Source organism: Gordonia phthalatica (assembly GCF_001305675.1).
Classification (GTDB): Bacteria; Actinomycetota; Actinomycetes; order Mycobacteriales; family Mycobacteriaceae; genus Gordonia; species Gordonia phthalatica.
This window is the reverse complement of the sequence record NZ_CP011853.1, coordinates 2,218,491-2,237,473: the sequence shown is the minus strand read 5'-3', so window position 1 is coordinate 2,237,473 and position 18,983 is coordinate 2,218,491. Positions and strand designations below refer to the sequence as shown.

The following is an 18,983-nucleotide window of genomic DNA, read 5'->3' as shown; positions in this document are numbered from 1 at the left end:
GAAAACCCTTCACACGAAAGTCAGTAACGTAGAACAACGCCGAGTCTACCGAACCGTGGGCCGGATCGACACGCGCGGAACTGCGACGTCAGGCACGATACCGGTCGCGTGCCGCTCGCGCCGACTCGGCGATCAGGGACGGCACGCCCTCAACGGTGCTCAGCAACCGGACGCGGCCGCCGAAACCGAGCAGGAAACGCGCCAGCCACTGCGGCGAGCCATAGCGGATGGTGGCGGTGATCGGCCCGGTCCACTCCTCGGTGAGTTCCTCGTCTGGTTCGGCGGCGTAGTACTCGAGCAGCCAGAGGCAGTCGAGATCGATCTCGATGTGCGCTGCGGGCAGTTCTCCGGTGAGGACGCCGAAGTCGACCGGATCGACGGGTGTCGCGGCGTCGGCCGGCGGTGCAGCCGCTTCGGCCAGTGCCTCCGCGGTCTCGACGCGGTCGAACCGGAACAGGCGGGTGCCCCCCGAGGACCGGCACCAGGCCTCCAAGTAACTGTGTCCGTCCACGGCCTTGATTCGGATCGGGTCGACGACGCGTTCGGTGACCTCGTCGCGGCTGGCCGTGTAATAGGTCAGGTGGAGCGCGTGACGCGATTCGACGGCGTCGCGGATCACTCCGTCGACGGGCCGATCCTCCGGGATTTCGACGTCGGAGCCTGCGGTGACCGCCCGGTAGGTGGCGCCCATCGCCTCCTCGATCTTGGCGATGGCACTGCGGACGGCTCCCGCGTCGCCTGCTCCGCGGGTCTCCAGAACCATGTTGAGCGCCATCAGCAGAATGTTGGCCTCGGGACCGGTCAGGCGCAGCGGACGGTCGGTGCCCGCCGCGAACTGCACGCTGACGTAGCCGTCCCAGAACTGGATGTCGATCAGGTGCTCCGGCCCGTATCCGGGGAGACCGCACACGATCAACTGGTTGAGGTCGGCGGTCAGCGTCTTCTCGGTGACGCCCAGATCGCGGGCGGCCGTGGCGAGTTTGATCCCGGGCCGGGCCTCGAAGTACGGAACCATGGCCAGCAGACGGGAGATGCGCGACGGTGCTGCGCTGGTCATGCGGTCACCCCCTGGGCGATGAGTCGGTCGAGGTCGGCGATCACGTCGGCGCGCAGATCGGCGGGCTCGAGGACGACCGCGTCCGCGCCGGCACCGAGGATGAGCCGTCGCAGTCCCGACCGGGAGCGCACGTCGATCGAGAGCAGGTCCCCGGCGTCGTCGCCGAGACGATGCGGCGTCGCAGACGTGGCGATCCGGCGGAGGCCGTGCGCTCGTCCGGCGGCCACCCACACCCGGGCCACCGTGCCCGGGGCGGCGTCGTCCTGGGCCACCGCGTCCGCGACGATCTGCCGGACGTCGGCGTCGGCAGGCACCGTCACGGCGCCGGCGTCGCCGAAGGCCTTGACGTCGAACACGCGCGAGATGCGGAAGGTGCGCGTCGCGTCCCGGTCGCGGTCGTGGCCTGCGACGTACCAGCGTCCGCCGTCGGTGACGATCCCCCACGGTTCCAGGGTCCGCGCGCGGGTGCCGCGGGTGGTGCGGTGCATGAACGTGACGGGGCGGCCGGCGTCGATCGCCGACAGCAGCGCCGTGATCGCCAACTCGTCGCCGAGGGATCGTCGCGAGCCGCCGTGGGTCACGCCGATCTCGTCGTCGGTGGCCACGTCGATGCCTGCGGCCTGCAGTTTCAGGACGGCGGTCTGGAAGACCGCGGCCACGGACGGCTCGTGCCACACCGCGGCCGCTGCGGCGACCGCCGCGGCCTCCGATCGATCGAGGGTGATGTCGGGCAGGGAGTACTGCTCCGGGTCGATCCGATAGCCCTCCGAACCGTCGGGGTTGCGACCGGTCTCGATGGGGATGCCCATCTCCCGCAGGTCGGCCTTGTCGCGTTCGAGCATCCGCTTGAAAGACTCTTCCGACTTGCCGGTGTCGGTGTAGCCCACGACGTTCTGACGCAGGTAGGTCGCGGTCACGTACTGTCTGGCCGACATCAGGCAGACGACCAGATTGACGATCCGCTCGCTCTTCGAAGTCACGAGACCACTGTAAGGGTTAGGCAGTGGCGCGTCTCATAGCGACGCGATCAACCGTTCGACGCGCTCGTCCACGTTCCGGAACGGATCCTTGCAGAGGACGTTCCGCTGGGCCTGGTCGTTGACCTTCAGATGCACCCAGTCGACGGTGAAGTCGCGATTCGCCTTCTGCGCGGCGCTGATGAACTCCCCGCGCAGTTTGGCCCGCGTGGTCTGCGGAGGAACCGAGGTGGCCGCGTCGATCTCCTCGTCGGTGGTGACCCGGGCCGCCAGTCCCTTGCGAGCCAGGAGGTCGAAGACGCCCCGACCGCGGCGAATGTCGTGGTAGGCGAGGTCGAGCTGTGCGATCTTCGGCGCGGTGAGATCCCACGAGTACTTGTCCTGGTACCGCTGGATCAGCTTGCGCTTGATGACCCAGTCGATCTCGGTGTCGACAGCGCTGAAGTCGTCGTCCTCGACGGCGTCCAGGACCCGGCCCCACAGGTCGACGACGCGATCCATCGTCTCGTCGGGCGTCCGGTTGGCGAGGTGCTTCACGGCCCGCGCGTGATACTCGCGCTGCACGGCGAGGGCCGTGGTGGTCCGACCGCCCGCCAGGCGGATCTCGCGGCGACCGGTCGGATCGTGGCTGATGTCGCGGATGGCGCGGATCGGGTTATCGAGCGCGAAGTCGTGGAACGAGATCCCCGACTCGATCATCTCCAACACCAGCAGCGCCGATCCGACTTTGAGCATCGTCGTGGTCTCGGACATGTTGGAGTCGCCGACGATCACGTGCAGGCGGCGGTACTTCTCGGCGTCGGCGTGCGGTTCGTCGCGCGTGTTGATGATCGGTCGCGATCGGGTGGTCGCCGAGGAGACGCCCTCCCAGATGTGGTCGGCGCGCTGCGACAGGCAGTACTTCGCCTCGTGGCCGACGGTCAGGACCTTGCCCGCACCGCAGATGAGCTGCCGGGTCACCAGGAACGGCAACAGGACATCGGAGACGCGACCGAACTCCCCGACCCGGCTGACCAGGTAGTTCTCGTGGCAGCCGTAGGAGTTGCCCGCGGAGTCGGTGTTGTTCTTGAACAGGTAGATGTCGCCGCCGATGCCCTCGGTGACCAGCCGCTCCTCGGCGTCGACGAGCAGTTCCTCGAGGATCTGCTCACCGGCCCGGTCGTGGGTGATGAGCTGACGCACGGAGTCGCACTCGGCGGTCGCGTACTCGGGGTGCGAGCCGACGTCCAGATACAGGCGGGCGCCGTTGGTGAGGAAGACGTTCGACGACCGGCCCCACGCGACGACGCGACGGAACAGGTAGCGAGCCACCTCGTCCGGGCTCAGGCGGCGCTGCCCCTGAAAGGTGCAGGTGACCCCGTACTCGGTCTCGATGCCCATGATGCGGCGTTCCACTGGGTCACTCCTCTTCGAGGTAGGCGGTGACGTCGTCGCGCCGGATGCGCTTGAACGCTCGCCGCGGGCGATTGCGGTCGAGGACGGCCACCTCGACGTCGGCGGCGGTCAGCGCCACCGCGGTGGCCTCCTTGTCGCCGTTCCCTGTCTCGGTGGGAGTCGACAGGGCGGCGACGGCGACGCGGAGGGCGGCGGCCAGGGGCAGCCCGGACTCGTACGAGTCCTTCATCGCCGCGTTGATCGGCTCGGTGGCTCCGCCCATCACGATGAACGACTTCTCGTCGACGATGGAGCCGTCGTAGCCGATGCGGTACAGCTGCGAGTCGGTGGTGCGTCCGGGCTGGGCCACTTCGCCGACGCACAGTTCCACCTCGTAGGGCTTGGCCTGTTCGGTGAACACGGCGCCGAGAGTGTTGGCGTAGGCGCTGGCCAGGGACAGTCCGGTGACGTCGGCGCGGTCGTAGCTGTAGCCGCGGAGGTCGGCCATCTGGATGCCCGCACGTCGCAGGCTCTCGAACTCGTTGTACTTGCCGACCGCGGCGAAGCCGAGGCGGTCGTAGATCTCGCTGACCTTGCGGAGCGTGTTCGACGGATTGTGTGCGACGAACAGCACGCCGTCGGCGTAGGTGAGGGCGACGACCGAACGACCGCGCGCAATGCCCTTGCGGGCGAGCTCCGAGCGGTCGCGCATGATCTGCTCGGCGCTCGCGTAATACGGAAAGGTCATGCCTGCTCCCCCGGTGCTTCGGCCGACTCCGAGCTCGCCGCGCGACGTCGGGCGATGACGGCCTCGGCCGCGTCGGCGATCTCCTGCTCGTCGACCACGACGGCACCCTCGGCGCTCACGCGGACCGCGGTCGGGAAGATCCGGCGGACCAGGTCCGGGCCGCCGGTGGCGGAGTCGTCGTCGGCGGCGTCGTACAGGGCCTCGACGGCCACGCTCAGTGCTTCGGACGCCGACAGCGTGCTGCGGAAGAGCTTCTTCATCGACGACTTGGCGAACACCGAGCCGGAACCGATGGCCTCGTACCCGCCGGTCTCCTCATGGCGCGAACCCGCCACGTCGAAGGAGAAGATCCGCCCCCGGTCACCGGGGTCGCCCTCGGCGTCGAAGCCGACGAGCAGCGGAATCGCGGCGAGGCCCTGCATGGCGGCCCCGAGGTTGCTGCGGACCATCGACGCCAGTCGTGCGACCTTGCCGTCCAGGGTCAGTTGGACGCCCTCGATCTTCTCGTAGTGCTCCAGTTCGACGGTGAACAGGCGGACCATCTCGATCGCGATGCCCGCGGTGCCTGCGATGCCGGCCGCCGAGTACTCGTCGGTGACGTACACCTTCTGGACGTCGCGCGTGGCGATCAGATTGCCCATCGTGGCGCGCCGGTCGCCGGCGAGGATGACGCCGCCGGGATAGCTGATGGCCACGATCGTGGTGCCGTGCGGGATCTGCTCAGCGCTGATCGGCCCGGCTCCGTTGCCGATGAGATTGTGCGGGAGCCGCTCCGGTGCGTGGACACGGAGATATTCGGTGAACGACGAGATGCCGCCGGATCCCGCCTCGCCGGGGACGGCGATCATTCGCCGCCCTTCTGGACATAAGCGCGAACGAAGTCTTCGGCGTTCTTCTCCAGCACGTCGTCGATCTCGTCGAGCAGGTCGTCGGTCTCGCCGGTGAGCTTCTCGCGCCGTTCCTGACCGGCAGCGCCACCGCCGACGGCATCGTCGTCGTCGCTGCCGCCACCGCGCTTGGTCTGCTCCTGCGCCATGTTCGCCTCCTGTGAAGAGAGTGTGTGATTCAACCCTACCGTCGCGCCGCGCGCGGGGTTCGGTTCTGCCGCGAGTCGCGCTGCTGCGCAACGACTCCGCGACGTCCGCCGACAAGGATGTCTACGAGGTCAGCTTGTCCACCAGCTCCGCCGCGGACTGCGCGGTGTCGAGCAGGTCGCCGACGTGGGCTCGAGTGCCGCGGAGCGGTTCGAGCATCGGGATGCGGACCAACGAGTCCGTCCCGAGGTCGAAGATCACCGAGTCCCAGCTGGCGGCGGCGACGTCGGCGCCGAAGCGGCGGACCGCTTCACCGCGGAAGTAGGCGCGGGTGCTGGTAGGAGGCGTCTCGACGGCCCGCATCACCTGCTCCTCGGTGGTCATCCGCTGCATGGAGCCGCGGGCGACGAGGCGGTTGTAGAGCCCCTTGTCGAGGCGGACGTCGGAGTACTGCAGGTCGATCAGATGCAGGCGCGACGCGGACCACGACAGCCCCTCGCGGTTACGGAAGCCCTCCAGGAGCCGGAGCTTGGCCGGCCAGTCGAGCAGGTCGGCGCATTCCATCGGATCGCGCTCGAGCATGTCCAGAACGTCCGCCCAGGTGGCCAGGACGTGTGCGGCGCGTTCGTCGTCGCTGCGGTGGGCGTCGTGGAACTTCTGGGCGCGGTCCAGGTACTCGCGCTGCAGCGCGAGGCCGGTCATCTCGCGACCGTTCTCCAGTGCGACGGTCGCTCGGAGCGTCGGATCGTGGCTGATGGTGTGGACGGCGTCGACCGGCCACGCGAGCGCGAGGTCGGAGAGGTCGACGCCGGCCTCGATCAGGTCGAGGACGAGCGAGGTGGTGCCGACCTTGAGGTAGGTGGCGGTCTCGGCGAGGTTCGCGTCACCGATGATGACGTGCAGACGGCGGTACTTCTCCGGATCCGCGTGTGGTTCGTCGCGAGTGTTGATGATGCCGCGCTTGAGGGTGGTCTCGAGGCCCACCTCCACCTCGATGTAGTCGGCGCGCTGCGACAGCTGGTAGCCGGGCTCCTCACCGCGCTGACCGATGCCCACGCGGCCGGAACCGCAGATCACTTGGCGCGAGGCGAAGAAGGGCATCAGGCCGACGATGATCGAGTCGAACGGTGTGTCGCGGCGCATCAGGTAGTTCTCGTGCGTGCCGTACGACGCGCCCTTGCCGTCGATGTTGTTCTTGTACAACTGCAGCTTCGGGGCTCCGGGAACGCTCGCGACGTAGCGCGCGGCCTCCTCCATCACCCGTTCGCCCGCCTTGTCCCACACGACGGCGTCGAAGGGGTCCACCACCTCGGGGGCGGAGTACTCGGGATGCGCGTGATCCACGTACAGGCGGGCACCGTTGGTGAGGATCATGTTGGCGGCGCCGATCTCGTCGGCGTCGATGATCGGGGCCGGTCCCCCGCTGCGTCCGAGGTCGAAGCCGCGCGCGTCGCGCATCGGCGACTCGACCTCGTAGTCCCACCGCGTGCGGTTGTCGCGGCGCGGCACCTTCGCGGCGGCGGCGTAGGCCAGGACGGCCTGCGTCGAGGTCATGATCGGGTTGGCGGACGGGTCTCCCGGCGCCGAGATGCCGTACTCGACTTCGGTTCCGATGATGCGCTCCATGCATCCAGCCTAGAGACCCGCGTCGGGGCCGTGTCGGGGTCCCCACCGCGAAGTTCTCACAGGGACGACCCGGACACGTCCGACATCAGCGTCGCTTCAGTCGCAGCCGCGAGAAGATGAACCCGGTCAGGACCAGAGCGATGGCGGCGAGCGCCGCGTAGCTGATCACCGCGTGCATCAGCGACGGCTCCCACAGCGAATACATCACGGTGCCGTCCTCGTCGGGTTTCACCTGCGGAACCTGGTCGGCGATCCACGGGATGTTCACCGCCTGCGCGGCGTTCGTGTAACCCCAGTACGTCGGGAACAGCCAGGTGATCGGCTTGACGAACGCCGACCCGATCGCGAACAGACCGCCGGACAGGACCAGCTGGACCATCACCACGATCACCAGCGGCGGCATGGTCTGCTCGGTGGACTTCACCGCGGCGGAGATCGCCAGGCCCACCAGGACACTGACGCAGGCGAGCGCGGCCACCGCGATGAACAGGGTCACGGCGGGCGGGATCAGCGGTTCGTCCTCGCCCGTCTTGACGATGTCCGCAGCCTGCGGCATGGCGCGCAGGGCGTAGGTGATCGCGAACATGATGCCGACCTGGATCACCGACATCAGCGAGAAGACGACGACCTTCGCGGTCAGGTAGGCGCCCGGGCGGAGGCCGACGGCCCGCTCCCGCTCGAAGATTCCCCGCTCGCCCACCAGATCGCGGACGGCCAGGGCGGTACCCATGAACGCGGCACCGATCACGAGGACGGTCAGGATCTGGAGGGCCTCGCCGGGATCCTTCGGTGGGACGTAATTGTTGGTCGGCGGCAGGATGGCTCGGCTGAAGCCCTTGTCGCCGGGGATCACCAGCGTCAGCAGACCCAGCACCACCGGCATCAGCAGCAGCACCACCAGGTAGCCGGTGTCGGCCCACACCAGGCGGACCTGTCGGCGGGCGACGGTGCTCGTCTGCCGCAGCAGTCCCATCTTCGGCACCGTGGCCGGCGTGGTGGACTGCGGGGCCTGCGGTGGCGGCGCGGTGTGCGGGTGGCGTTGTCGGTATTGGGCCCAGGCCTGGTCGGGCTTGTCGGCGACGTAGCTGAAGATCTCGGCCCAGTCGGAAGTGCCCATCTCCGTGGCGACGTCGTTCGGTGCGCCGCAGAAGGAGGTCTTGCCGCCGGGTGCCAGAAGCAGGACCTGGTCGCAGAGGCCGAGGTAGGCCACCGAGTGGGTGACGACAAGGACCACGCGGCCGGCGTCGGCGAGGCGACGCAGCGTCTTCATGACCTGCTGGTCGAGCGCCGGGTCCAGGCCGGAGGTCGGTTCGTCGAGGATCAGCAGCGACGGGCCGGTCAGCAGTTCCATCGCGACGGAGGCGCGTTTGCGTTGGCCGCCGGACAGTTTGTCGACGCGGGTGTCGACGTGTTCGGTGAGCTGCAGCTCGGACAGGACGCCGTCGATGACCTCGTCGCGGTCGCTGGTCGAGAGGTCGGCGGGCAGACGGAGTTCTGCGGCGTACCGCAGCGCCTGGCGCAGCGTGAGCTTGCGGTGCAGGACGTCGTCCTGCGGGACCATGCCGATGCGGGAGCGGAGAGCCTCGTATTCGCTGTGGACGCCGCGGTCCTCGAAGGTCACGACGCCGACCGTCGGGGTGTTCAGGCCCGCGACGATCTTCGACACCGTCGACTTGCCTGCGCCGGACGGGCCGATGATGGCGGTCAAGGTGCCGGGTGCCGCGGTGAACGAGATGTCGTTGAGGAGTTGCTTGCCGCCGTCCACGGTCAGGCCGACCCCGTCCACGCGGAGACCGCCTGCCACCTGGGCCTGCGGGCGGCCGCGGACCAGTTGGCCGCCGCTGAGCACGAAGTCGGAGTTACCGATCGTGACGACGTCGCTCTCGCTGAGGCGATGGGCCATCACCCGCTGACCGTTGACGAACGTGCCGTTGACGCTGCCGAGGTCCTCCAGCAGCATGCCCTGCGGTGTGCTCGTCATCCGCGCGTGGTGACGGGAGGCCAGCACGTCGCTGACGACGATGTCGTTGTCTGGGGTGCGACCGATGGTCTGCACGCCCTTCAGGGAGATGGTCTCGCGATGCCGGAGTTCACCCGGTACCTCGTAGACCGCGGAGGCGTTCTGGTGCAGTGCCGCCAGGTGGGGAGCGTCCGGGAGCGCCCCGAAGCGCGGGGGCGCCTGACGGTAGCCGCCGGGCGGCTGCTGCGCGCCGATCGGTGCGGTCGACGGCGCAGGCCGCCCCGGGCGCGGCGCGGGACGGGAGGGACCGCTCGGCGGGCCAGCCGGATTCTGCGGGGGCCGCTGCCCCTGCTGGCGTTGCGGTCGCGCCTGGGGCGGTTGCGGTGCCTGCGGGCGCTGGATCGGCGTCGGCTGCGACGCCGGGGCGACCATCGTCTGCTGCGCAGGCGGCGGCGTCTGCGTCGGCGGGGTCCGCTGGACGGGCGGCTGCGGTGACAGTTCGATCAGCGGACCGGTGGCGGCGTCGCCCACCCGGATCGCGATCGGGCGGTCCACGCGCACCGAAGTCTGCTTGACGCCGTCGACGAAGAACCCGTTCGTGCTCCCCCGGTCGACGACACTCCAACCCTGTGCCCACTCGAAGGCGAGGTGGACGCGCGAGACCAACGGGTGGTTGACCACCACGTCGTTGTCCGGCGTGCGTCCGAGCGTCGCCGGTGAGGTCCGCACCACGAGGGGTCGGGCCTGGGCGACGTGCACTCGCAGCGGGGTGATCATTGACGTGTTCATCGCCGATCACTCTATCCAGTCATGACCGGCTCATCGGCCAAGGGAATGACCCGCGTGCCGGAATCCCCCGTTTTCTACCCGCCGACCGTCGCCGCTGCGGCCGGCAGACCGTCCGTCGGCGGACCGGCGAGCGCGCCTCAGAGGTACTGGCCGGTGTTCGATTCCGTGTCGATGGCGCGGCTGGCACCGCCCGTCTTGCCGGTCACGAGGGTCCGGATGTAGACGATCCGCTCGCCCTTCTTGCCGGAGATCCGAGCCCAGTCGTCCGGGTTCGTCGTGTTCGGCAGGTCCTCGTTCTCGGAGAACTCGTCGAGGATCGAGTCCAGCAGATGCGTGATCCGCAGGCCCGTCTGCCCGGTGTCGAGGAACGACTTGATCGCGTACTTCTTCGCCCGGTCGACGATGTTCTGGATCATCGCTCCCGAGTTGAAGTCCTTGAAGTACATGATCTCCTTGTCGCCGTTGGCGTAGGTGACCTCGAGGAACCGGTTGTCGTCGGTCTCGGCGTACATCCGCTCCACCACGCGCTGGATCATGCCGTTGACGCAGGCCTGGCGGTCGCCGTCGAACTCGGCGAGGTCGTCCGGGTGCAGCGGCAGGTCGGGCACCAGATACTTGGAGAAGATGTCGACGGCCGACTCCGCGTCCGGACGCTCGATCTTGATCTTGACGTCCAGGCGGCCCGGGCGCAGGATCGCGGGGTCGATCATGTCCTCGCGGTTGGAGGCGCCGATCACGATGACGTTCTCCAGGCCCTCCACGCCGTCGATCTCGCTGAGCAGCTGCGGCACGACGGTGGTCTCGACGTCCGACGAGACGCCGGATCCGCGGGTGCGGAAGATCGAGTCCATCTCGTCGAAGAAGACGATGACCGGGGTGCCCTCGGAGGCCTTCTCGCGTGCCCGCTGGAAGATCAGGCGGATGTGCCGTTCGGTCTCGCCGACGAACTTGTTGAGGAGTTCGGGGCCCTTGATGTTCAAGAAGTACGACTTGGCCTCGTGCGCGTCGTCGCCCTGCGCCTCCGCGATCTTGCGTGCCAGGGAGTTGGCGACGGCCTTGGCGATGAGCGTCTTTCCGTTTCCGGGAGGGCCGTACAGCAGCACGCCCTTCGGCGGCCGCAGTGAGTACTCGTGGAACAGTTCCTTGTGCAGGAACGGCAGTTCGACGGCGTCGCGGATCTGTTCGATCTGCCTGCGCAGACCACCGATGTCCTCGTAGTCGACGTCGGGGACCTCTTCCAGGACAAGGTCTTCGACCTCGGCCTTCGGAATGCGCTCCAGGGCATAGCCGGCCTTCGGGTCGATCATCAGGGAATCGCCCGGGCGGAGTCGCCGCGTGCTCTCGCCGCCGTCGTCGACCGACATCAGCGGCTGCGCCAGTTGAACGATCCGCTCCTCGTCGCTGTGCCCGACGACCAACGCGCGCTTGCCGTCCGCGAGGACCTCGCGAAGCGTGCTGATCTCGCCCACGGTGTCGAAGCCGAGGGCCTCGACGACGGTGAGCGCCTCGTTGAGGCGCAGCGACTGACCGCGGTGCAGCGCGGTCGGGTCGATGTTCGGGGACAGCGTCAGACGCATCTTGCGACCCGAGGTGAACGCGTCGACGGTGCCGTCGTCGCAGACGTGCAGCAGGACGCCGTAACCGCTGGGCGGCTGACCGAGGTTGTCGACCTCCTCGCGGAGGGCGATGAGCTGCTGTCGCGACTCTTTGAGCAGTTCGGTCAGTTTTCCGTTGCGCACGGTGAGACTGTCGACGCGCTGCTGCATGTTCGAGAACTCGACACTGCTACTGGGCGAACGATCGGACTCGGTCATCGTGCCTCCTTTGCCGGCGGGATGCCTTCAACGCTACCCGCGCGCCATGCGGCGGGGGTCAGCGACTCGGCCGTATTGCGGAAGTTCGCGGTCTCATCCGCGAGTCGGGCGACGCTGCACCCGAAGGGTCTCCGTGCCGTCGGCCAGGCGGCGCGCGGTGATGAGGAACGCGGTGTGCCCCTGCATGCGGTGCTCGGGACGGACGGCGAGGCCGACGGCGCTCCAATCGCGGACCAGGGACTCCCAGGCGCGGGGTTCGGTCCAGCACTGCTGCTCGCGGAGCGCCTCCACCATGCGGGAGAGCTGGGTGACGGTCGCGACGTAGACGGTGAGCACGCCGCCCGGTTGCAGCGTCTTGGACACCACGTCGAGGCAGTCCCACGGGGTCACCATGTCGAGGATGATCCGATCCACCTGCTCGGCGGGGTCGTGCTCGGCGAGATCGCGGACCCGCAGCTCCCAGTTGTCGGGGTGGCCGCCGAGGAAGGTCTCCACATTGCGGACGGCGTGCTCGGCGTGGTCCTCGCGCACCTCGTACGAGAGGACCGATCCCTCGGTGCCGACGGCGCGCAGCAGCGACAGGGTCAGCGCGCCCGACCCGGCACCGGCCTCGAGGACGCGCGCCCCCGGGAAGATGTCGCCTTCGGTGACGATCTGCGCGGAGTCCTTCGGGTAGATCACCTGCGCGCCGCGCGGCATGGACACGATGTAGTCGGTGAGCAGCGGGCGCAGTGCCAGGTACTGGGTTCCCGAGGCCGCCTCGACGATGGTGCCCTCGTCCGCGCCGATGAGATCGTCGTGATCGATCCCGCCGCGATGGGTGTGGAACTGCTTGCCCGCCTCCAGGTGGACGGTGAACTTGCGTCCCTTGGAATCGGTGAGCTGTACGCGGTCGCCTACGACGAACGGTCCGGAACTGGCCATCGTGATATGTCCTCCAGGAGTCTGGTCGACCGCTTCCGGTCGTCGGGGTCTGCGCGGCAAGGGAGCGCGGCTGACCCGACACCCGAATTTCGCTTCCTCAACCTTGTCATAGAGTTCCGGTATGGACGTGAGCCAGGTGCCCTACAGCAGCTACTACGAGCCCCTCCCGGTTCCGGAGGGCGGTGACCCCGACTACGAGTACTTCCAGCCCACGACGGCCACGGCGAGCGTGTGGTCGCAGGACATGCAGCACGGCGGTCCGCCGTCGGGGCTGCTGATGCGCGCGATGCTGCGTGCCGTGCCCGACGACGGTCAAGACTTCACGCGCGTCACCAACGAGATCATCGGCCCGGTGGGCCTCGGCGTGAACCGGGTGCGGACCACCATCCCCCGCCCGGGCAAGCGGATCTCGATGGTGCAGGCCGATCTGGAGTCGGAGCTGCCCGACGGTTCGTTCCGGCTCGCGGCGCGTGCCGTGGCCTGGCGGATGCTGACCTCCGACAGCGCCCCGGTCGTCAACGCACCCGCGGACCCGCTGCCGGCGTCGCCCGACGACCTGACGCAGATCATCGGTTTCCCCACCGAGGACGAGGACGCCGTGCCGTGGGGCATGGTCGGGTTCATCGGCACCGCGGTCACCGCGCGGCAGCCGGGCCGCAACGGCAAGACCCCGGCACTGTGGATCCGGCCCGCGATCCCCCTCGTCGCCGGCGAGGAGATGTCGAATCTGGAGTCGATCTTCACCGTGCTCGACGTCGCGAACGGCGTCGGCACCCGTCTGGACCCGACGCAGTGGTCGTGGATGAACATGGACACGACCGCGCACCTGGTGTCGCAGCCGACGTCGCCGTGGCTCGGCATCGACGCCGATCTCGCGATCGGCGCCCGCGGTTACGGCGCGACGTTCGCGGACCTCTACGATGTGACGGGGTTCCTGGGCCGTTCGGCGCAGTCGGACATGATCGTCGGACAGCGCTAGGCCGACCGGCAGCGAAACAACGGTGTTCGATGTGACCACCACGCGGTCACATCGAACACCGTCGATTCACATGGGGGTGAGAGGGCGGACCTCAGAAGCGGCAGGAGCGGATGTCCGACGCGAGGATCGCGCGGACGCCGATCGCCGACAGGTCGTCCATCAGCGACTGGTGCGTCTTGCGCGGCACCATGGCGCGGACGGCGAGCCACTCGGGGTCGAGCATGGGCGACACCGTCGGCGACTCCAGACCCGGGGTCATCTCAACGGCCTTGTCGAGGATGTCCTTGGGGCAGTCGTAGTCGATCATCACGTACTGCTGACCGAAGACGACGCCCTGCACACGCTTGATGAACTGCAGTGCGGCCTTCGTCGGCTCCGGACGGGCCGGGTTGCGGACCAGGACGGCCTCGGAGTCGCACAGCGACTCCCCGAAAGCGGTCAGGCCGTGCAGGCGGAGGGTGCGGCCCGAGCCGACGACGTCGGCGATCGCGTCGGCCACACCCAGCTGGATCGAGATCTCGACGGCGCCGTCGAGCCGGATCAACTCGGCCTCGATGCCGCGCGCCGCGAGGTCCTTGCGGACCAGGTTCGGGTACGAGGTGGCGATCCGCTTGCCTTCGAGGCCGTCGACGGTCCACACCTGATCGGCGGGCGCGGCGTACCGGAAGGTCGACGACCCGAAGCCGAGCGGCACCTCCTCGATGACCTCGGAGAGGGAGTCGGCGGCCAGGTCGCGGCCGGTGATGCCCAGGTCGAGGGTGCCGGAGCTGACGTAGATGGCGACATCGCGAGGGCGGAGGAAGTAGAACTCCACCTCGTTGGCGACGTCGATGACGGTGAGGTCCTTGGGGTCGGACCGCTTGCGGTAGCCGGCTTCGGAGAGGATTCCGGCGGCGGCTTCGGACAGGGCGCCCTTGTTCGGGACGGCGACGCGCAACATCGTTGGCTCCTATATCGCAGTGGGCTGGGTCAGAGGTAGCGGTAGACGTCAGCCGGGTTGAGCCCGCGCTTGATCATCATGACCTGCAACCAGTAGATGAGCTGGGAGATCTCCTCGGAGAGAGCCTCGTCGGACTCATGCTCGGCGGCCAGCCAGACCTCGCCCGCCTCCTCGATGATCTTCTTGCCGAGCGTATGGACGCCCTGATCCAGGGCGGCCACGGTGCCGCTGCCTTCGGGGCGCGTCTCGGCCTTGTCGGCCAGCTCGGAGAAGAGTTCGTCGAAGGTTTTCACGACTGCAATTTTTGCACGTCGCGGCGGACGTCGCCCGTCCGGGTGCTGTTCATCGGGACACAGCGGTCACCGACCGCCGAACGCGTCCGCCAGGTCGTCGAGGGTCAGCCCCTCCAGGGTCTCGCGGAACGTGAACGTCGCGCGGGGGCGGACGGGGACGGCCGACGGAACGATGATCGCGCGGACGCCTGCGGCGAACGTGGCCGCGGCGCCGACGGGCGAGTCCTCGAACGCCAGGCACTCCCCGATCGGCTCGCCGACGAGCTGCGCGGCTCGCCGGTAGATGTGCGGTTCGGGTTTGCCCGCCTCCACCTCGTCACCGCAGACGGTCGCGACGAAGCGGTCGCGGCCCAGGGTGTCGAGCATGGTGTCGGTGACCTCGCGGATCGTGTTGGTGACCAGCACCATCGGGATCTCCGCGCGCGCGACGAGGTCGAGGGCGTCGAGAGCGCCCGGCCGCCACCGCAGGTCCTCGGCGAACATCGCGAGGACGCGCTGCACCATCCAGGCCTCGTCGCCGTCGAAGTCGCGACCGGACTCGGGGACGCGGGCGGCCTCGTACACCTTCGTCAGTGCGTCCACCGAGCTGTTGCCCATGGTGGCGGACTGCAGTTCCGGCGTCAGTTCGATGCCGAGCTTCTCCGCGAACTGTTCCATCGCGACGGTCCAGAGCGGTTCGGTGTCGAGCAGCGTTCCGTCCATGTCCCAGAGAACGGCGCGCGGGAGTCGGTGGGCGTCGGTCCTCGGATCGTCAGTCACAGCCTGCGGCCTTTCGTCCGTGGAAAAAGAAGGTGGGAGGCGAGTGCGATGCACTCCCCTCCCACCCTAACGGCTCCTCGGCGGCCTACGTGTTGAAGTACTTGGCCTCCGGGTGGTGCAGGACGAACGCGTCGGTGGACTGCTCGGGATGCAGCTGCAGCTCCTCGGACAGTTCGACTCCGATGCGTCCCGGCTCCAGCAGGTCGATCATCTTCCGACGATCGGTCAGCTCCGGGCACGCACCGTAGCCGAAGCTGTAGCGCGCGCCGCGATATTCCAGGTCGAAGAAGCCTTGCGGATGATCCGGGTCCTCGTCGGCGACGGCACCGCCGGTGAACGCCAACTCCGACCGGACGCGCTGATGCCAGTACTCGGCGAGAGCCTCGGTCAGCTGGACGCCGATGCCGTGCACCTCGAGGTAGTCGCGGTAGTCGTTGTTCGCGAACAGCTCGTTCGCGAAGTCGGCGATCGGGTTGCCCATGGTGACGAGCTGGAACGGCATCACGTCCACCTTGCCGTCGGCCAGCGACTGCTCCTTGGAGCGGATGAAGTCGGCGATGCACAGGAAGCGCGGCCGCTGCTGGCGCGGGAACGTGAAGCTGTGCCGGACCGACGACGTCGGGTCGGTGGACTCCAGGATGTGGACCGTGTCGCCCTCGCTGACGGCCGGGAAGAAGCCGTAGACGACGGCCGCGTGCTGCAGGATGCCCTCGGTGGAGAGACGGTCGATCCACTCGCGCAGCCGCGGACGACCCTCGGTCTCGACGAGCTCCTCGTAATCCGGACCGCCGTCGCCGCGGGTGCCGCGGAGCCCCCACTGGCCGAGGAACAGTGCGCGCTCGTCCAGCATCGACAGGTAATCCGAGACCGGGATGCCCTTGACGATCCGGGTGCCCCAGAACGGCGGCGTCGGGACCTCGTTGTCGGCGGCGACGTCCGAGCGTGCGGGCACCTCCACCGGGACCTCGGCGGCCTTGCGCTTCTCGGCGATCCGCTTGGACCGCTGACGCCGGGCCTTGCGCTCGGCGACCTTGGCGGCCTCCGCCTTGGCCTCCTCGCTGTCCGGGTCCGGGCCATCTCCCCGCTTGATGGCCATGACCTGATCCATCAGCGTCAGGCCCTCGAAGGCGTCGCGGGCGTACCGGACGTCGCCCTCGTAGATCTCGGCGAGATCGTCCTCGACGTAGGTGCGGGTCAGGGCGGCACCGCCGAGGAGGACCGGGATGTCGGTCTTGCCCCGGGAGTTCATCTCCTCGAGGTTCTCCTTCATGACGACCGTCGACTTCACCAGCAGGCCGGACATGCCGATCACATCGGCGCCGCTGTCCTCGGCCGCGGACAGGATGGTCGCGATCGGCTGCTTGATGCCGATGTTGACGACGTCGTAGCCGTTGTTGCTGAGGATGATGTCGACCAGGTTCTTGCCGATGTCGTGGACGTCACCCTTGACGGTGGCGAGGACGATCTTGCCCTTGCCGGACGCGTCGCTGGCCTCCATGAACTGCTCCAGGTGCGCCACCGAGGTCTTCATCACCTCGGCCGACTGGAGCACGAACGGCAGCTGCATCTGACCGGAGCCGAACAGGACGCCCACCGTCTTCATGCCGGACAGCAGGGTGTCGTTGATGATGTCGAGCGGCGGGACGGTCTTGCGCGCCTCTTCGAGGTCGTCGATCAGGCCGTTCTTGTCACCGTCGACGATGCGTCGTTCCAGCCGCTCGAACAGCGGCAGTGCAGCGAGTTCTGCGGCGCGGGTCTCGCGGGCCGAGGCCGCGGACACGCCCTCGAAGAGCTCCATCAGCTTCTGCAGCGGATCGTAGTCCGGGCCCGCCGCGGCGGTGGTACCCTCGGTGCCGCGACGGTTGTACACCAGGTCCAGGGCGGTCTGCCGCTGTTCGTCGGGGATCCGCGCCATCGGCAGGATCTTGGAGGCGTGCACGATCGCGGTGTCGAGTCCGGCCTGCACGCACTCGTGAAGGAAGACCGAGTTCAACACCTGGCGGGCGGCCGGGTTGAGGCCGAACGAGATGTTCGAGACGCCGAGGGTGAAGTGGATGCTCGGGTGGGAGGCCTTGAGGCGGCGGATGGCCTCGATGGTCTCGATGCCGTCGCGGCGCACCTCCTCCTGGCCGGTCGAGATCGGGAACGTGAGGGCATCGATGATGATGTCCTCCTCGTCCAGACCCCACTTGCCGGTGAGGTCGGCGATGAGCCGCTCGGCGATCTGCACCTTGTGATCGGCGGTGCGGGCCTGCCCCTGCTCGTCGATGGTCAGGGCGACGACGGCGGCGCCGTGCTCGATGACGTGCGCCATGATGCGCGCGAACCGGGAGTTCGGGCCGTCGCCGTCCTCGTAGTTCACGGAGTTGACGGCGCAACGACCGCCGAGATGCTCCAGCCCGGCGCGGATCACCTCGGGTTCGGTGGAGTCGATCATGATCGGCAGGGTCGACGCCGTCGCCAGTCGGGAGGCGAGTTCGGTCATGTCGATGGCGCCGTCACGACCGACGTAGTCGACGTTGAGGTCCAGCATGTGGGCGCCGTCGCGGGTCTGCGCCTTGGCGATCTCCAGGCACTTCTCCCAGTCGCCGGCGATCATCGCCTCGCGGAAGGCCTTGGAGCCGTTGGAGTTGGTGCGCTCGGCGATCACCAGGAAGCTGACGTCCTGGTCGAAGGACACGGCCGTGTAGAGCGACGAGATCTCCGACTCGTGTTCGGGGGTGCGCGGCTTGGCCTCCACCGCCTTGACGGCCTCCGCCACCTGGCGGATGTGCTCGGGCGTGCTGCCGCAACAGCCGCCGACGAACTGCAGTCCGTAGTCCGCGACGAAGCCCGACAGTGCGGACGCCATCTCCTCGGGGGTGAGCGGGTACTCGGCACCGTTCTTGCCGAGGACCGGCAGGCCGGCGTTCGGCATCACCGAGACCGGGATGCGCGCGTGCTTGGAGAGGTAACGCAGGTGCTCGCTCATCTCGGCGGGACCGGTGGCGCAGTTGAGGCCGACGACGTCGACGCCGAGCGGTTCGATCGCCGCCAGGGCCGCGCCGATCTCAGAGCCGACCAGCATGGTGCCGGTGGTCTCGACGGTGACGTGCGTGATGATCGGCAGGTGTCGGCCGTGCTGCTCCATGGCGCGGCGGGCCGCGACCACGGCGGCTTTGAGTTGGAGCAGGTCCTGGCTGGTCTCGATCAGAATGGCGTCGGCGCCGCCTTCGAGCATGCCGAGGACGCACTCGATGTAGGCGTCGCGGATGTCGGCGAAAGTGGTGTGGCCCAGGCTCGGCAGCTTGGTACCGGGTCCGATGGAGCCGAGCACGAACTTCGGGGTGCCGTCCTCGGACGGACCGAACTCGTCGGCCACCTTGCGGGCGATGGAGGTGCCCTTGAAGGCGAGTTCGCGGATGCGGTCGGCGATGTCGTAGTCGCCGAGGTTGGAGAGGTTGCAGCCGAAGGTGTTGGTCTCGATCGCGTCGGCACCGGCCTCGAGGTACTGGCGGTGAATGTCCTCCAGAACGTCGGGGCGGCTGTCGTTGAGGATCTCGTTGCATCCTTCGAGGCCGCGGAAGTCGTCGAGCGTCAGGTCCGCGGCCTGGAGCATCGTTCCCATCGCCCCGTCACCGATGAGTACCCGACGCGACATCGCCTGAAGGAATGTCGAGTCGTACCTGTCGTGAGCAGAGGAGTTGGAGGATGCCATGGCCACCAGGTT

15 protein-coding genes are annotated in these 18,983 nt (G+C 68.3%); 1 reads left to right on the top strand and 14 read right to left on the bottom strand.

What is annotated here, in order from left to right:
• Positions 1-88 precede the first annotated feature (88 nt).
• The 10 genes from ACH46_RS10490 to ACH46_RS10445 form a co-directional block, all read right to left on the bottom strand.
• On the bottom strand, positions 89-1,057 hold the full coding sequence (locus ACH46_RS10490; protein WP_062392849.1) for a helix-turn-helix transcriptional regulator: 969 nt from the start codon (positions 1,055-1,057) through the stop codon (positions 89-91).
• The gene (locus ACH46_RS10485; protein ID WP_082399592.1) at positions 1,054-2,037 is read right to left on the bottom strand and encodes a helix-turn-helix transcriptional regulator; all 984 of its coding nucleotides are present in this window, start codon (positions 2,035-2,037) and stop codon (positions 1,054-1,056) included. The genes ACH46_RS10490 and ACH46_RS10485 overlap by 4 nt, the downstream gene beginning before the upstream one ends.
• Before the next feature lie 33 nt (positions 2,038-2,070).
• Positions 2,071-3,429, bottom strand: coding sequence for a Pup--protein ligase (gene pafA / locus ACH46_RS10480; RefSeq protein ID WP_082399590.1), 1,359 nt, complete (start codon positions 3,427-3,429; stop codon positions 2,071-2,073).
• A gap of 4 nt (positions 3,430-3,433) precedes the next feature.
• Positions 3,434-4,156, bottom strand: coding sequence for a proteasome subunit alpha (gene prcA / locus ACH46_RS10475; RefSeq protein ID WP_062392848.1), 723 nt, complete (start codon positions 4,154-4,156; stop codon positions 3,434-3,436).
• Positions 4,153-5,004 (bottom strand): proteasome subunit beta, encoded by an 852-nt coding sequence (prcB, locus tag ACH46_RS10470; RefSeq protein WP_062392847.1) that lies wholly within the window; start codon positions 5,002-5,004, stop codon positions 4,153-4,155. The genes prcA and prcB overlap by 4 nt, the downstream gene beginning before the upstream one ends.
• Positions 5,001-5,192, bottom strand: a complete 192-nt coding sequence (locus ACH46_RS10465) for a ubiquitin-like protein Pup (RefSeq protein WP_062392846.1) — start codon at positions 5,190-5,192, stop codon at positions 5,001-5,003. Before ACH46_RS10465 ends, prcB begins: the two co-directional genes overlap by 4 nt.
• 121 nt (positions 5,193-5,313) lie before the next feature.
• Entirely contained in the window at positions 5,314-6,816 is a 1,503-nt protein-coding gene (dop, locus tag ACH46_RS10460; protein ID WP_062392845.1) for a depupylase/deamidase Dop, read from the bottom strand.
• 85 nt (positions 6,817-6,901) lie between these two features.
• On the bottom strand, positions 6,902-9,565 hold the full coding sequence (locus ACH46_RS10455) for an FHA domain-containing protein (RefSeq protein WP_082399588.1): 2,664 nt from the start codon (positions 9,563-9,565) through the stop codon (positions 6,902-6,904).
• Positions 9,566-9,702: 137 nt separating this feature from the next.
• Entirely contained in the window at positions 9,703-11,379 is a 1,677-nt protein-coding gene (gene arc / locus ACH46_RS10450) for a proteasome ATPase (RefSeq protein ID WP_062392843.1), read from the bottom strand.
• A 93-nt stretch (positions 11,380-11,472) separates the two neighbouring features.
• Positions 11,473-12,303, bottom strand: a complete 831-nt coding sequence (locus ACH46_RS10445) for a tRNA (adenine-N1)-methyltransferase (RefSeq protein WP_062392842.1) — start codon at positions 12,301-12,303, stop codon at positions 11,473-11,475.
• 121 nt (positions 12,304-12,424) lie between these two features.
• On the opposite strand from ACH46_RS10445, the gene ACH46_RS10440 reads away from it, so the two are divergent.
• Positions 12,425-13,282 carry a thioesterase family protein gene (locus tag ACH46_RS10440; protein WP_082399586.1) on the top strand — a complete coding sequence of 286 codons (858 nt, stop codon included), beginning with the start codon at positions 12,425-12,427 and terminating at the stop codon, positions 13,280-13,282.
• A 91-nt stretch (positions 13,283-13,373) separates the two neighbouring features.
• Here ACH46_RS10440 and hisG read toward each other — a convergent pair whose 3' ends face one another.
• The 4 genes from hisG to metH form a co-directional block, all read right to left on the bottom strand.
• Positions 13,374-14,222: an ATP phosphoribosyltransferase gene (gene hisG / locus ACH46_RS10435; RefSeq protein WP_062392841.1), complete on the bottom strand. Its 849-nt coding sequence runs from the start codon at positions 14,220-14,222 to the stop codon at positions 13,374-13,376.
• A gap of 29 nt (positions 14,223-14,251) precedes the next feature.
• On the bottom strand, positions 14,252-14,515 hold the full coding sequence (locus ACH46_RS10430) for a phosphoribosyl-ATP diphosphatase (RefSeq protein WP_062392840.1): 264 nt from the start codon (positions 14,513-14,515) through the stop codon (positions 14,252-14,254).
• A gap of 66 nt (positions 14,516-14,581) precedes the next feature.
• Positions 14,582-15,217 (bottom strand): HAD family hydrolase, encoded by a 636-nt coding sequence (locus ACH46_RS10425; RefSeq protein ID WP_236995132.1) that lies wholly within the window; start codon positions 15,215-15,217, stop codon positions 14,582-14,584.
• Positions 15,218-15,359: 142 nt separating this feature from the next.
• Positions 15,360-18,971: a methionine synthase gene (gene metH / locus ACH46_RS10420; RefSeq protein WP_062392838.1), complete on the bottom strand. Its 3,612-nt coding sequence runs from the start codon at positions 18,969-18,971 to the stop codon at positions 15,360-15,362.
• Between the last annotated feature and the right edge of the window lie 12 nt (positions 18,972-18,983).